The following is a 14,240-nucleotide window of genomic DNA, read 5'->3' on the forward strand; positions in this document are numbered from 1 at the left end:
ATTGTCCCTGTCCCGGTCACCGCCATTGGCGACCCGGACAATCTGATTGTGCCGATCTTAATGCAAGGGCCGTGCCAGCCCGTAAACCCTTGTTTTTTCGGCCAACCCTGGCCTGTCATGCCCTTGCTTGCCTGCCTATGGTGCACGGCAGCACCAAAATCAGGCAGCCGCCCCGTCAATGCAGCAGCAGCGCGTACAGCAACAGCAGGTTCAGCAACAGCGAAACCAGCGCCAGCGTGCGCCACAGCCGCAGCGGCGCCCGCTCCGCCCACGGCACGCGCTGCAGGCGGCGCTGCGGCACGCTGTCGCCGCGCTCCAGCGCCAGCTGCATTTCCTCGGCGGTCTCGAAGCGCTGCCCCGGCTCGCGCGCCACCGCCTTCAGCAGCAGGTTGTCCAGCCACAGCGGCACGTCCGGGCGCTGGCGCGACGCCGGCTGCGTCGCGTCGAAATGCGGGTTCTGGAACGCCTCGATCTCGCCGTAGGGATAGCGGCCGGTCAGCAGCTGGTACAGGGTGACGCCGGCGGCGTACAGGTCGCTGCTGCTGCTCGCCTTGCCGCCGGCGAAGCGCTCCGGCGCCATGTAGCTGGCGGTGCCGGGGCCGGGGCCGTCGTGCTCCGGCGTCAGCCCGGCGCAGTAGGCGACACCGAGGTCGAGCAGGCGCAGCTGGCCGTCGCGGCCGAGGTGCACGTTCTCCGGCTTGATGTCGCGGTGCACGATGCCGAGACGGTGCAGCGCCGACATCGCGCGGCACAGCGCGAGGCCGATGGCGACCACCTCGCTGATGCCGAAACGCTGCTGCGCCAGCCTTGCGGCCAACGTTTCGCCGTCGTGCCAGCGCTGCAGGTAGTACAGGTGCTGGCGAGGGGTGCCGGTAGCGACCTCGGCGAAGTACGGCGAGCTGATGCGTTTCTGCAGCCACTCCTCCACCAGCAGCGCCTGCTCCGCGCCCTGGTCGCCGGCCAGCAGCGGCGGCAGCGTCTTCAGCACCCAGTGCCGGCCGGCGGCGTCGGCGACGCGATAGGCCAGCCCGCCGGGCGAGGCGTGCAGGCTGGCCACCACCGTCAGCCCCTCGAACGGCTGGCCGTCGCGCAGTTTCGGCGGCAGCGGCAGGCTGTTCGCGCGCGCCAGCTCGTCGCCCAGCGCGCCCGCCGGCAGCGCTTCCACCCGCAGCACCAGCGCCGACAGGTTGTCCTGCGCGCCGGCGGCCAGCGCCGTCTCGCACAGCACGCTGGCGGCGCGCTGCACGTCCAGGTGCAGGTGCAGGATCTCGTCGATGCGCTTGTCGCCCAGCGCCTGCCACACGCCGTCGCACAGCAGCGCGAACACGTCGCCAGCGTGCAGGTCGCCGTCGCAGAAATCCGGCATCACGTGTTCGTCCAGCCCCATGCCGCGCTTGAGCACGTGCGACAGCGACGCCTCCTCCCACACGTGATCGACGGTCAGCTGCGTCAGCCGGCCGCCTCGCAGGTGATAAACGCGACAGTCGCCGACGTGGGCGACGGTGTAGCGGTGGCCGCGCAGCACCAGCGCCGACAGCGTCGCCACCAGCGGCCTGCCCTGCGAACGCAGCCAGCGGTTGTGCGCCGCCAGCAGCCGGTCCAGCGCCGACGACACCGCCCACGTTTCCGGCGTGGCGTAGTAGTCGGCGCACACCGCACGGACGGTGGACTGCGCCGCCAGGCGGCCGTCGGCACAGCCGGACACGCCGTCGGCCAGCGCGAACAGCGCGCCCTTGCTGGTCAGCAGTCCGTCCTGCGGCACGCTCCAGCCCAGCGCGTCCTCGTTGCGTTCACGGCGACCGGCGTCGCTGGCGTGGCCGACGGCAAGTTGCAAGCTCATTGTGTCATTCCGTTTAAAGATGATGCCGTGCACCAACACGGCGTAACGGGGCGGGATCCGTGATCCCGCCCCGCTGCTGGCTAGTGGTTACTGTTTATACCCGCGCCGCGGTCACGTTGCTGGCGCCCCAGGTCGTGCGCCAGCGCAGCTTCACGCCGTGCAGGCCGATCCAGGCCACCACGCCGAGGCTGGCGAACAGCCACAGCCCGAGCTGGTAGTTGCCGGTGTGCTGCTTGACGAGGCCGAGGCCGGCGGCGAGCAGGAAACCGCCGATGCCGCCGGCCATGCCGATCAGGCCGGTCATCACCCCGATTTCCTTGCGGAAGCGCTGCGGCACCAGCTGGAATACCGCGCCGTTGCCGCTACCCAGAGCCAGCATGGCGCCGACAAACAGCGCCAGCGCCACGTTGACCTGCGGCAGGTTGAAGCCGACCACCGCGATCAGCAGCGCCGCCACGGTGTACATCACCAGCAGGGTGCGGATGCCGCCGATGCGGTCGGCCAGCGCCCCGCCCAGCGGCCGCATCAGCGAACCGGCGAACACGCAGGCGGCGGTGTAGTAGCCGGCGGTGACGGCATTCAGGCCGTACTGGTCATGGAAGTAGCCCGGCAGCGCGCTGGCGAGGCCGGCAAAGCCGCCGAAGGTCACGCAGTAGAAGAACATGAACCACCAGCTGTCCTTGTCGCCCAGCACGCGCATATAGTCGGCCATGGCCTTGGGCTTGGGGCGCTGCGGCGCGTTCTGGGCGAACAGGCAGAACAGCACGAACACCACCCCCAGCGGCAGCACCGCGAGGCCGAACACGTTTTCCCAACCATAGAGTGCGGCCAACGTTGGCGCCAAGAGCGCGGCAAACACGGTGCCGGAGTTGCCGGCGCCGGCGATGCCCATCGCCTTGCCCTGATGCTCGGGCGGATACCACTGCGACGCCAGCGGCAGCGACACCGCGAAGGCGGCCCCGGCGACGCCGAGGAACACCCCCAGCAGCAGCGCCTGCGCCAGCGACTGGATGCCGTGCAGCCAGGCGAAGCCCAGCGCCAGCATCACCACCACCTGGCCGAGGATGCCGGCGAATTTCGGCGAGAAGCGGTCCACCAGCAGGCCCATGCCGAAGCGCAGGATGGCACCGGCCAGGATCGGCGTCGCCACCATCAGCCCGCGCTGCTGCGCCGACAGCTGCAAGGCCTCGGCGATCTGGATCGCCAGCGGCCCGAGGATGTACCACACCATGAAGCTGAGGTCGAAATAGAGGAACGACACCAGCAGTGTCGGGGTATGGCCTGCCTTCCAGAAGTCCTTGCTCATTGTCTTGTTCCTTGAAAGATGTCCGTGATCGATCAGGCGGCGCGCCGGGGGCGCCGCGGCGCATCGTGCCGCAAAAAAGCAAAGAGGCCCGTTGCCCGCGGTATCGCACCACGCGCAACGGACCTCTTTGTCCAAGCCCGCATCGCCGCCATTGGCAACCGGGACAATCATCTGCAGTGTTATCACAGCAAGTGCCGTGCCAGCCAGATAGCGCAATTTGGCCGCCAGAATGCCGGGGTTGCCGCCGCCGGCGCCTGCCGATGGTGCACAGCAGCACCAAAAGCAGGCGGCTGATCGCAGGCCCCATGAAAAAACCGGGCCAGCGGCCCGGTGTCAACGACGTGTCGCCACGTCAGGGGATGAAACTGGGCGTTGCCGCTCAGGCCGCCTCTTTGCGGTGTTTCTGGTACAGGAAATCCAGCACCGCGCCGCGATAGCGGTGGTAGTCGGCGTCGCCCGCCAGCGCCAGCCGGTTGCGCGGCCGTGGCAGCTGCACCTCCAGGATCTCGCCGACGGTGGCCGCCGGGCCGTTGGTCATCATCACGATGCGGTCGGACAGCAGCACCGCCTCGTCCACGTCGTGGGTCACCATCACCACGGTACTGCCGGTGGCATCGACGATCTTCACCATCTCGTCCTGCAGGTTGGCGCGGGTCAGCGCGTCCAGCGCGCCGAACGGCTCATCCATCAGCAGCACCTTGGGCTCCATCGCCAGCGCGCGGGCGATGCCCACCCGCTGCTTCATGCCGCCAGAGATCTCGTGCGGGTGCTTGTCGCGGGCGTGGCTCAGCCCGACCAGCGCCAGCGCGGCGTCGGTGCGCGCGGCCAGCTGTGCCTTACCCTCCTTCGCGCCGAACACGCGCTCCACCGCCAGCAGGATGTTGCCGTAGCAGCTCAGCCACGGCAGCAGGCTGTGGTTCTGGAACACCACCGCGCGCTCGGGGCCGGGGCCGTCGATCTCGCGACCGTTGCACAGCGCGATGCCGTCGGACGGCTCCAGCAAGCCGGCGATGATGTTGAGCACCGTGGACTTGCCGCAGCCGGAGTGGCCGATCAGCGACACCACCTCGCCCTGGCGGATGGTGAGGTTGATGTCCTGCAGCGCGACGAAGCGGCCTTTCTTGGTCTCGAAGTGCTTTTGCACGTTTTCCAGCTCGACGAAGCGTTCCATGTCACTCTCCCTGTCCGAAGCTGGCCTTCTTCGCCAGCCATACCAGTGCCTGTTCCAGCGCCAACCCCACCAGACCGACCACGAAGATGGCGATCAGGATGTGCTCGACGTTCAGGTTGTTCCATTCGTCCCACACCCAGAAGCCCAGCCCCACGCCGCCGGTAAGCATCTCCGCCGCCACGATCACCAGCCAGGCGGTGCCGATCGCGAGGCGCACGCCGGTGAGCATGTGCGGCAGCACCGCCGGCAGCAGGATGACGCTGAACACCTTCCACTCCGACAGCCGCAGCACGCGTGCCACGTTGAGGTAGTCCTGCGGCACCGCGCGCACGCCGGCGGCGGTGTTGAGGATCATCGGCCAGATGCTGGAGATGAAGATCACCCAGATCGACGCCGGACTGGCGGCCTTGAACACCAGCAGGCCGATCGGCAGCCACGCCAGCGGCGACACCGGGCGCAGCAGGCTGATCACCGGCGCCGTCATCCGCGACAGGAAATCGAAGCGGCCGATCATGAAGCCCAGCGGAATGCCGACCACGGCGGCAAGGCCGAAGCCGACGCCGACGCGGCCCAGCGACATCAGGATGTTCCAGCCTATGCCCTGGTCGTTGGGGCCATTCTGGTAGAACGGATCGGCGAACAGCTCGGTGGCCGACGCCCAGGTGCTGACCGGCCCCGGCAGGCTGCCGCGGCTGACCTGCGACACCAGCGACCACAGCAGCACGAAGGCGATCAACCCCAGCAGCGGCGGCACCAGCCAGCGGATGAAGCGCACCAGCGGTTGCAGCGACGGCGGCGCCGCGGCGAGCAGGGTCTTGCGCTTGCGCGGGCGGGCGCTGCGCGCAGCGGTGGCGACCGGACCTGCGGCCAACGTTGGCGAGAAAGTTTCTGCAGTGCTCATGATGTCGCTCCTCAGGCCTTGATCTTGAAGCTGGCGGCGTAGGCGGCCGGGTTCTTGCCGTCCCACACCACGCCGTCAATCAGCTTGCTGGCACGCATGTCGCTGGCCGGCAGCGCCACCTTGGCCATCGCCGCCGCGTCCTTGTAGAGGGCGATCTGGTTGATCTGCCTGGCCACCGCCAGGTAGTCGGGGTCGGTCTTCAGCAGGCCCCAGCGCTTGTGCTGGGTCAGGAACCACATGCCGTCGGACAGGTAGGGGAAGTTGACCTTGCCGCCGTCGAAGAACTTCATCAGTTTCGGGTCCTGCCACTTCTTGCCCAGGCCGTCCTCGTAGGCGCCGGCAAAGCGGCCGGCGATCACCGCTTCCGGCGCGTTGACGTAGGCTTTTTCGGCAATCAGCTTGGCGACGCTGGCGCGGTTCTTCACCTCGTCAATGTAGCGCGAGGCGTCCAGCAGCGCCGCCACCAGTGCGCGCGCGGTATTGGGGTACTTCTTCACCCACTCGCCAGTGGTGCCGAGCACCTTTTCCGGATGATCCGGCCAGATCTGCTGCGTGGTGGCCACCGAGAAGCCGATGCCGTCGGCGATGGCGCGCGCGTTCCACGGCTCGCCGACACAGTAGCCGTCCATATTGTCGACCCGCATATTGGCCACCATCTGCGGCGGCGGCACCACGATGGTCTTCACATCCGACAGCGGATTGACACCGTGCGCCGCCAGCCAGTAGTACAGCCACATCGCGTGGGTGCCGGTGGGGAAGGTCTGCGCGAAGGTGTACTCGCGCGGCTCGGCCTTGATCAGCTTGGCAAGCAGCGGGCCGGTGGTGGCGCCCTTCTCCTTCAGCTGGTTGGAGAGCGTGATGCCCTGCCCGTTCTGGTTCAGCGTCATCAGCACCGCCATGTCCTTCTTCGGGCCGCCGATGCCCAGGTGCACGCCGTAGATCATGCCGTACAGCGCGTGCGAGGCGTCCAGCTCGCCGTTGACCAGCTTGTCGCGCACCGCGGCCCAGCTGGCTTCCTTCGACGGCACGATGGTGATGCCGTACTTCTTGTCGAAGCCCAGCTTCGACGCCACGATCACCGAGGCGCAGTCGGTCAGCGGGATGAAACCGACTTTGACTTCGGTCTTTTCGGGTTTGCCGGTGGCCGCGGCAAAGGCGGAGGTGGCAAAGCCGGCAGGCAAGGCGGTTGAGGCCATCAGTGACAAGGCTCCCTTGAGGAAGTCGCGGCGGTCGTTGCCCGCCGCATGCGGGTGGAGATCGAGTTCGTGACGCTTTTCCATGTGCTGCTCCCTGAGTGAGTGGACTGCAAGTGCAAAAGAAAAAGCGCCCGTCACCCCTTCATCAGAAAGGGCAACGGACGCCGTTGTCCGTGTTACCAGGCCTGCGCCGCCGTTGGCACCTTCCTGCTGGTGTGACGCGTGTTCGCGTCTCGCCAATCATTTAGCAAGGGTCGTGCCAGCCATCAATGCATTGTTTTTAATGGATTTTTTATTTGACAGTAGTTTTTTTGCACTGCAACAGCACCGCGCGGCACCAACCCGATACCGGCGCTGCACCATCAGCGGCGCCCCGGAAAGCAAAAGGCCGCAACAGCGTGCCTGTTGCGGCCAACCTTGTCCGACAGCGGCGGGCACTTCAGCTTTTCAGCCACTCCGCCAGGCTGATGACCTCCTGCGCCACCTCGGCCAGCTTCTTCTGCTGTTTCATCGCCCGCTCACGCAGCTGCTTGTAGGCGGTGGCCTCGTCCAGGCCCTTCATCTCCATCAGCAGGCCCTTGGCCTTTTCCACCACCTTGCGGTCGGCCAGCTGCCGCTGCGCGTCGGCCAGCTCGGCGCGACGCGACACATCGATCTGGTGGCGCTCGATCGCCACCTCCAGCAGCGGCTGGATGCGGCTGCTTTCCACCTCACCGACCACATAGGCGGCGACACCGGCGCTGAGGGCGGCACGGATGGTGTCGCGGCTGCCGTCGTCGGTGAACATCACCACCGGCCGCTCGCTCTGCGCACCCATCACGCACACCTGCTCCAGCATGTCGCGCGATGGTGCATCGCTGTCGATCAGCACCACGTCCGGACGCGCCGCCGCCAGCACGTCGGCCAGATGCAGGTTCGCCTCCACCTCGGCCACCACGCGCACGCCAGCCTGCTCCAGCAGCGTCCGCAACGACGCGGCCTTGCCGGAGCCGTCCTTCACCAGCATGACTGTCAGCACCTTGTGTCCCCCTTTTAATTGCTTATTGCAGCCAACCCTTACAGCAGGCTGCAGCAATTGCCATGCCATGTACTGACAGCACGCCGGCGGCAGATCGCCATTACAATGCCGTCATCAACGGCAAACACAGGAATCCGCCACCATGACCACCCTGCAACGCTGCGGCTGGTGCAGCGACGACCCGCTGTACATCGCCTACCACGACCACGAATGGGGACAGCCGGTACACGACGACCGCAAGCTGTTCGAGATGCTGGTGCTGGAAGGTGCCCAGGCCGGGCTGTCGTGGATCACCATCCTGAAGAAGCGCGACAACTACCGCCGCGCCTTCCATGGTTTCGACCCGCAACGGGTGGCGGCGATGGACGAGGCCGACGTCGAGCGGCTGCTGCAGGATGCTGGCATCGTGCGCAACCGGCTGAAGATCAACAGCGTGATCCGCAATGCGCGCGTGTTCCTTGCCATGCAGCAGAAACACGGCAGCTTCGCGCGCTGGCTGTGGGACCACGTCGACGGCCAGCCGCTGCAGAACCGCTGGACCAGCCTGGGCGAGTGCCCGGCCAGCACCGAACTGTCCGACCGCATCAGCAAGGCGCTGAAAAAGGAAGGCATGAATTTTGTCGGCAGCACGGTGATCTACGCCTTCCTGCAGGCCACCGGCGTGGTCAACGACCATCTCTGCAATTGCCCGCAGCACCCGCAACACCGGAAGCCCGGCGCGTAAGCGGCGTACCGGCCGGACGCTTGCGGCCAACGTTGGCCGCCAGCGCGGCCTGTGCACCAGTTCGGCGCAGCGGCACGCGCCTGAGCGCTGCGCTGCACCATGGCGACGCGCCCGGCACCGTTTTATTTATCGAAATGGTGGCCTGATTCTTGCTGCGGCACGGCATTCCCTTCCGCCGACAGGATCGCCATGACCGCACCCCGTCCCACCATGTCCCTGAGTCGCAACGAGCAACACTGGCTGCCGTGGTTAGGCGCCACCGGCAAGCTGGCCATGCGCTGGAGCTACCTGCTCAACCGGCACCGCCACGACGCGATGGTGCAGATTTTCGGCAGCCTGGCCGCCAACCGCGTCGACATCCTGCAGCGCTGGGCCGCCGGGCAATGGGCGCAGCTGGAGACGCTGGCGCAACAGTGCCGCAACAGCGAACAGCCGCAGGCGCTGCTGGCGCGGCGCAAGCAGCTGGCGCCGGACTTCTCCGAACTGTTCATCGTCGACGCCGGCGGCGTGGTGCTGGCCTCCACCGCCGCGCAGCGTTGCGGCCAACGTTTGTCCCAGGGCGCGGCGCTGCAACGCGGCCTGCGCCAGCGTTTTCTGCACGGTCCCTACAACGACCCCGTCACCGAGCAGCTGGGGCCTTCCACCTCGCGCTTTCACGACGAAGTGACGCTGATGTTCTACCTGCCGCTGGACGGCGGCAGCCGCTGCCTGTGCGGGCGGGTGCCCAACGACGTGATCGGCGACCTGATCCAGCGCGAGGCCGGACACATCTTCCGCGACTCCGGCGACAACTACCTGTTCATGGCCAGGCCGGTGTTCGATCCCGGCGTGGTGCCGGGCACCGCGCTGTCGCGCTCGCGCTTCGAGGACAAGACCTTCAGCCTCGGCGACAACCTGAAGGACGGCGTCGCCACCCCGTTCGGCAGCGTGCGGGTGCAGAAGCACACCGAGCTGGAGCTGCGCTTCAACGACCCGTCCAGCGGCCAGCTGCACCCCGGCGTGCGCGAAACCATACGCTGCGGCGAAAACACCTTCGTCGGCTACCCCGGCTACGCCGACTACCGCTACATCCCGGTGGTCGGCCGCGGCGTCACCTTCCAGCTGCCCGGCAGCGACGATACCTGGGGCATGATGTGCGAGGCCGACCTGGAAGAGGTGTACCGCAGCCGGCCGCTGGGCTACCGCCTGACGCGGCTGTACCTGCTGACCGCCATTCCCGCCGGCCTCGCCGGCTGGGCCATCGACCACTTTGCCGGGCTGCCGGCGGCGCTGTCGCTGCCGGTGTTCTGGATCATGCAGGCGCTGGGGGTGCTGGCGTTCTACCACCTGGGCGCCAAGCAGCTGACCGGGCGCGTCACCTCGCTGATCCGCGCCATCCGCAACATCGCCGAGGGCGGCGGCGACCTGCGCCAGCGCCTGGAGCCGGACAGCCGCAAGCCGGACGAGCTGTCGACGCTGGCCAGCTGGTTCAACAGCTTCATCGACAAGCTGGAAGGCACCATCCGCCAGGTGGTGCACGCCTCGCACGAGATCGGCATCGCCAACCAGCAGCTGCAGGGCAGCCGCCACGACACCCGCGACAGCGTGATGGGCGTGGTCGAGCGCATGGCAGAGATGCGCCCGCTGCTGGGCCAGCAACAGCAGCAGATCGACCACGCCAGCGACAGCGCCGCCAGCATCCTGCAGCGCATGGAGGCGCTGGCGCAGGGCAGCACGCAGCAGGTGGCGCTGATCCGCGAGCGCTCGCAGGGCATCCGCGAGTCGGTGCTCGGCTCGTCGCAGACCCTGCAGCAGCTGCAGGCCAGCGCCAGCGAGATCGGCAAGATCGTGGCGGTGATCCGCGACATCGCCGACCAGACCAACCTGCTGGCGCTGAACGCGGCGATCGAGGCCGCGCGCGCCGGCGAATCCGGCCGCGGCTTCGCCGTGGTCGCCGACGAGGTGCGCAAGCTGGCCGACCGCACCGCCAGCGCCACGCTGCAGATCGGCGGCATGATCAGCGGCATCCAGCAGCAGGCGGCCGGCGCCGTCAGCAGCATGGGCAGCGGCATGAGCAAGATGGAGGACGGCCTGAAACTGGCCGAGGACGCCGCCCACGACAACGGCGACGCGCAGCAGCTGATCGCCACCCTGATCACCGCCATCGACGGCATCGCCAGCGCCAGCCGCGGTTATGGTGACAAGGTGCAGCACGTCGACAGCGCCACGCAGAACATCAGCAGCGTGCTGCTGCAAAGCGAGCACAGCGCCGAACAGACCGCCGCCGCCAGCCAGCGCCTGGCCGCGCTGATGCAGCAGTTCAAGGTCGCCTGAGCAGAGCAGAAACTGAGCACGCCAGTAGTGCGGCAGGCCCCACCCGGCCACCCGCAACGGCTGCCGACCCGATCGGTCATGCAGCCAGCGCCCGCCGGCCCATCTCACCGGCACAGCAGCGCAGCATCCTCCAGGGTTGGCCGCAAGCCATCCCGCGCCAGCCTGACCCCGGCAGCACCCGTCAGCAACGGGCGCCATGAAAAAACCCGCCGATGAGGCGGGTTTTTTCATGGTTTGGCGCGGCGCATGACTTGTTGCCGCGTCATGCAGCGCCCCGGCGGTGGAGCCCGATTCAGGCATCCGGCGCTTGCGTGCGCGAAGTCAGATAAGCCCATGCCGCGGCCAGTAGCAGCAATGCCGCGCTGGCCATGAAAGTAGCGCGATAGCCGCTGCCATCGAACAACAGACCGCCGATGACGGAGCCCAGCGCGATGCACAGCTGGATCACGGCCACCATCAGGCCGCCGCCCGCCTCGGCGTCTTTCGGCAACGAGCGCGCAAGCCACGTCCACCAGCCCACCGGCGCGGCCGTGGCCACCAGGCCCCACAGCCCCAGCAGCAGGCAGACCGCGGCCAAAGAGCTGCCGAAGGTGACCAGGCACAGCCCAATCACGGCCATGAGCACCGGAATGCACACCAGCGTGCGGTAGAGACCTGCCCTCAGGAAGCGGCCGATCAGCGTGCTACCGACGAAACCCGCGATACCGATCAGTAGCAGGATTATCGACAGTGTCGACACGGTCACCTGGGTGACGTTTTCCAGGAAGGGGCGCACGTAGGTAAACAGCACGAACTGCCCCATGAAGAACGTGCCCACCCCCAGCATGCCCAGCACGATCTGCGGCCGCTGCAACAGCCTGAAGATACCGCCCGCATTCGCCGGGCGGGCGACCACCTTCATGGCGGGCAGACTGCGCCACTGCCACAGCAGCGCGATCAAGGCCACCGGCAGCAGACAGAAGAAGGCCCCGCGCCAGCCGATGACGCCGCCTAGATAACTGCCCAGCGGCGCCGCCACCACGGTGGCCAGCGCATTGCCGCCATTGAAGACGGCCAGGGCCTTCGGCACCTGCGGGGCGGGCACCAGCCGCATCGCGACGGCAGCCGACATCGACCAGAACCCGCCGACCACCACGCCGATCAGCGCGCGACCTGCCATGTAGGTCGGGTAGTCGGGGGCCATCGCGACCACCAGCCCCGACACGCCCATGAGTCCGGTCAGCCACAGCAGCAGCGTCTTGCGGTTCATCGCGCCGGCCAGCGACGCGATCGACAGGCTGCTTGCCACCGCGAACACGCCGGAGATGGCGAGCCCGTAGCCCGCCAGCCCTTCGCTGACCTGCAGTTCGGCCGCCATCGGGGTCAGCAGGCTCACCGGCATGAATTCCGAAGCGATCAGCACGAAGACGCAAAGCGTCATCGCGAAGACACCGCTCCAGCAGGCGCGCCGGTCACCGCTTGCTTCCCGGTCCTCGGCGCGGCTTATCGGCGCGTCAACAAGCTGATTCGTCATCGCTCACTTCGCCAGATGCTTGCCAAAGAACGCGTCCAGCTTGTCCCAGGGAATGATGTTGACCCGGTCGTACAGGTCGGTGTGGATGGCGTCCTTGATGATCAGCAGCTCCTTGGGCTCCGCCGCGGCCTTGTAGGCGTCTTCGCTGAAGTAGCGTGAATGGGCCTTTTCTCCCGCGATCAGCAGGATGGGCCGCGGCGAGATCTCGTTGATGTAGGTGAGCAGCGGCATGTTCATGAAGGACATGGGCATCGATGCCGTCCAGCCGCCATTGGAATTCAGCGAGCGTTCGTGGAAACCACGCGGCGTGCGGTAGTAGTCGAAGTACATCCGCACCACTGGGTTGGTCACGCCATCCAGCGTCTCGGGCAGAATGCGCGGACCGATGGCGGAGGCGTCGGCCCAGCGTTGCCGGCTCATCGTCTCCAGCATTTGCCCGCGCTGCGCCTCGCCCAGGCTGTCGTTGTAACCCTTCGCCATCACGCGCGACATGTCATACATGCTGGTGGTGGCAACGGCCTTGATGCGCTTGTCCACCGCTGCCGCATTCAGGCCCATGCCGGCGAAGCCGCAGATGCCGATGATGCCGATCCGCTCGCGGTCGACGAAGGACTGCTGGCCGAGGTAGTCGACCGCGGCGCTGAAGTCTTCGGTATTGATCTCCGGAGAGGCCAGATTGCGTGGCTCGCCGCCGCTTTCGCCGGTGTACGAGGGGTCAAACGCAACCGTCGCGTAACCGCGCTCGGCCATGGTCTGCGCGTACAAACCGGAAGACTGCTCCTTGACCGCGCCAAACGCGCCACTGATCGCGAGCGCCGCCAGGCGCTTGCTACCCCGGTTTTTCGGCAGGTACAGGTCCGCCGCCAGCGTAATGCCGTAGCGGTTCTTGAACGTCACCTTCTGGTGATCGACCTTGTCGCTCAGGGGGAAGGTCTTGTCCCACTTCTGGGTCAGTTGCATGGTATTTCCTGTTGCGGGTCGCGATGCGCTGGCCAACACCGGCTGCGCACCCATCAGCATGGCGGCGCCGGTCAGCAGCGCGCCCTTGATGAAGTTTTTCCTGGAGATTGCGGCGTCCATTTGAGTACTCCTTGTGGTATCTGAATTGGCGTGCAGGCTGCCCGCCAGCACCGTCATCGCGGTGCAGGCAGATAGTGACGCATCGACGCCAAGACTATTAGCCGGTATAGTCTTCATGTACTTATGAAAATTTTTCAGCAATGAAACCAACCAAGGTAAACGACCTGCAGGCCTTCGTCGCCGTCGCCCGCGAGCAGAGCTTCTCGAAGGCGGCGGCAAGGCTCGACCTGACGCCCTCGGCACTGAGTCACACGATCAGGACGCTTGAGGAACGGCTGGGCATCCGCCTGCTGGCGCGCACGACCCGCAACGTCTCCCCGACCGAAGCCGGCGAGCGTTTGCTGAGGTCGCTGGCCCCGCTGTTCGAGCAGATCGCAGCCGAGGTCGAGGCCCTGGGAGAGCTGCGGGACAAACCGGCGGGCACCATCCGTCTCACCTGTACCGACGACCAGATCGAGTTATGTTTGCGACCGAAGTTTTCCGCGTTCCTGAGCCAGTATCCGGACATCACGCTGGAGCTCTTTGTCGACTACGGCTTCCGCAACATCGTCGAAGAGCGTTTCGACGCGGGCATACGCATGGGCGAGTCCGTCAGCAAGGACATGATTGCCGTGCGCATCGGACCGGACTGGCGCCTCGCCGTCGTTGGCTCACCGGCCTATTTCGAGACACGCTCCCGCCCGGAAACGCCCCACGAGCTGACCGGGCACGCCTGCATCAATATCCGGCACCGCCCCTCGGGCGCCATCTATGCCTGGGAATTCGAGAAGGACGGCAAGGCCTTCACCGTCAAGGGGGAGGGACAACTGGTTTTCAACAGCATCATGCACGTGCTCAACGGTGCGCTGGACGGCCTGGGGCTGGGCTATATCCCGGCGCAACTGGTCGCGCCCTACATCGCGGACGGGCGGCTGGAGGAGGTGCTCCCCGAATGGTGCCCGTCCTTCCAGGGCTACCACCTGTACTACCCCAACCGGCGGCAAACCTCCCCCGCCTTCCTCGCCTTCGTCGAGGCGATGCGCTACCGGGGCTGAGCCCGTCCTGCTGCGTGCAACTCGTGTGCGGTTGCCCGTATCACGCCTCAAGGTTGGCCGCAACGGGCATCCACGCGCCCAATCCCGCCGGCCGCCATGAAAAAACCCGCCTGCTGGCGGGTTTTTTCATGGGCTGGCCTGGCA

General features: G+C 66.9%; 11 protein-coding genes. 3 read left to right on the forward strand and 8 right to left on the reverse strand.

Annotated elements, in window-relative coordinates; all coding sequences use genetic code 11:
• Positions 1–175: 175 nt before the first annotated feature.
• From IE100_RS08180 to IE100_RS08205, 6 genes are all read right to left on the reverse strand, one after another.
• A complete protein-coding gene (locus IE100_RS08180) occupies positions 176–1,840 on the reverse strand; it encodes a bifunctional protein-serine/threonine kinase/phosphatase (protein ID WP_189373613.1) in 1,665 nt (554 codons plus the stop codon).
• Positions 1,841–1,934: 94 nt separating this feature from the next.
• Positions 1,935–3,146: a nitrate/nitrite transporter gene (locus IE100_RS08185; RefSeq protein ID WP_189373614.1), complete on the reverse strand. Its 1,212-nt coding sequence runs from the start codon at positions 3,144–3,146 to the stop codon at positions 1,935–1,937.
• A 379-nt stretch (positions 3,147–3,525) separates the two neighbouring features.
• Positions 3,526–4,317: an ABC transporter ATP-binding protein gene (locus tag IE100_RS08190; protein ID WP_189373615.1), complete on the reverse strand. Its 792-nt coding sequence runs from the start codon at positions 4,315–4,317 to the stop codon at positions 3,526–3,528.
• A gap of 1 nt (position 4,318) precedes the next feature.
• Positions 4,319–5,218: a nitrate ABC transporter permease gene (gene ntrB, locus IE100_RS08195; protein WP_189373616.1), complete on the reverse strand. Its 900-nt coding sequence runs from the start codon at positions 5,216–5,218 to the stop codon at positions 4,319–4,321.
• An 11-nt stretch (positions 5,219–5,229) separates the two neighbouring features.
• The gene (locus tag IE100_RS08200) at positions 5,230–6,498 is read right to left on the reverse strand and encodes a CmpA/NrtA family ABC transporter substrate-binding protein (RefSeq protein WP_189373617.1); all 1,269 of its coding nucleotides are present in this window, start codon (positions 6,496–6,498) and stop codon (positions 5,230–5,232) included.
• 355 nt (positions 6,499–6,853) lie between these two features.
• The gene (locus IE100_RS08205; RefSeq protein ID WP_189373618.1) at positions 6,854–7,432 is read right to left on the reverse strand and encodes an ANTAR domain-containing response regulator; all 579 of its coding nucleotides are present in this window, start codon (positions 7,430–7,432) and stop codon (positions 6,854–6,856) included.
• A 142-nt stretch (positions 7,433–7,574) separates the two neighbouring features.
• Here IE100_RS08205 and IE100_RS08210 point away from each other — a divergent pair, with 142 nt between their 5' ends.
• Positions 7,575–8,156, forward strand: coding sequence for a DNA-3-methyladenine glycosylase I (locus IE100_RS08210; RefSeq protein WP_189373619.1), 582 nt, complete (start codon positions 7,575–7,577; stop codon positions 8,154–8,156).
• A gap of 189 nt (positions 8,157–8,345) precedes the next feature.
• Complete coding sequence (locus IE100_RS08215; protein ID WP_189373620.1) at positions 8,346–10,469, forward strand: methyl-accepting chemotaxis protein; 2,124 nt, start codon at positions 8,346–8,348, stop codon at positions 10,467–10,469.
• Between the two features lie 292 nt (positions 10,470–10,761).
• Here the strand turns inward: IE100_RS08215 and IE100_RS08220 are convergent, their stop codons facing one another.
• Both IE100_RS08220 and IE100_RS08225 read right to left on the reverse strand, forming a co-directional pair.
• The gene (locus tag IE100_RS08220) at positions 10,762–11,982 is read right to left on the reverse strand and encodes an MFS transporter (protein WP_189373621.1); all 1,221 of its coding nucleotides are present in this window, start codon (positions 11,980–11,982) and stop codon (positions 10,762–10,764) included.
• 3 nt (positions 11,983–11,985) lie between these two features.
• Positions 11,986–13,062: an alpha/beta hydrolase gene (locus IE100_RS08225; RefSeq protein ID WP_189373622.1), complete on the reverse strand. Its 1,077-nt coding sequence runs from the start codon at positions 13,060–13,062 to the stop codon at positions 11,986–11,988.
• 140 nt (positions 13,063–13,202) lie between these two features.
• Between IE100_RS08225 and IE100_RS08230 the strand changes: the two genes are divergently transcribed.
• The gene (locus IE100_RS08230) at positions 13,203–14,096 is read left to right on the forward strand and encodes a LysR family transcriptional regulator (protein ID WP_189373623.1); all 894 of its coding nucleotides are present in this window, start codon (positions 13,203–13,205) and stop codon (positions 14,094–14,096) included.
• Positions 14,097–14,240: the final 144 nt, after the last annotated feature.

Source organism: Vogesella alkaliphila (genome assembly GCF_014652475.1).
GTDB lineage: Bacteria > Pseudomonadota > Gammaproteobacteria > Burkholderiales > Chromobacteriaceae > Vogesella > Vogesella alkaliphila.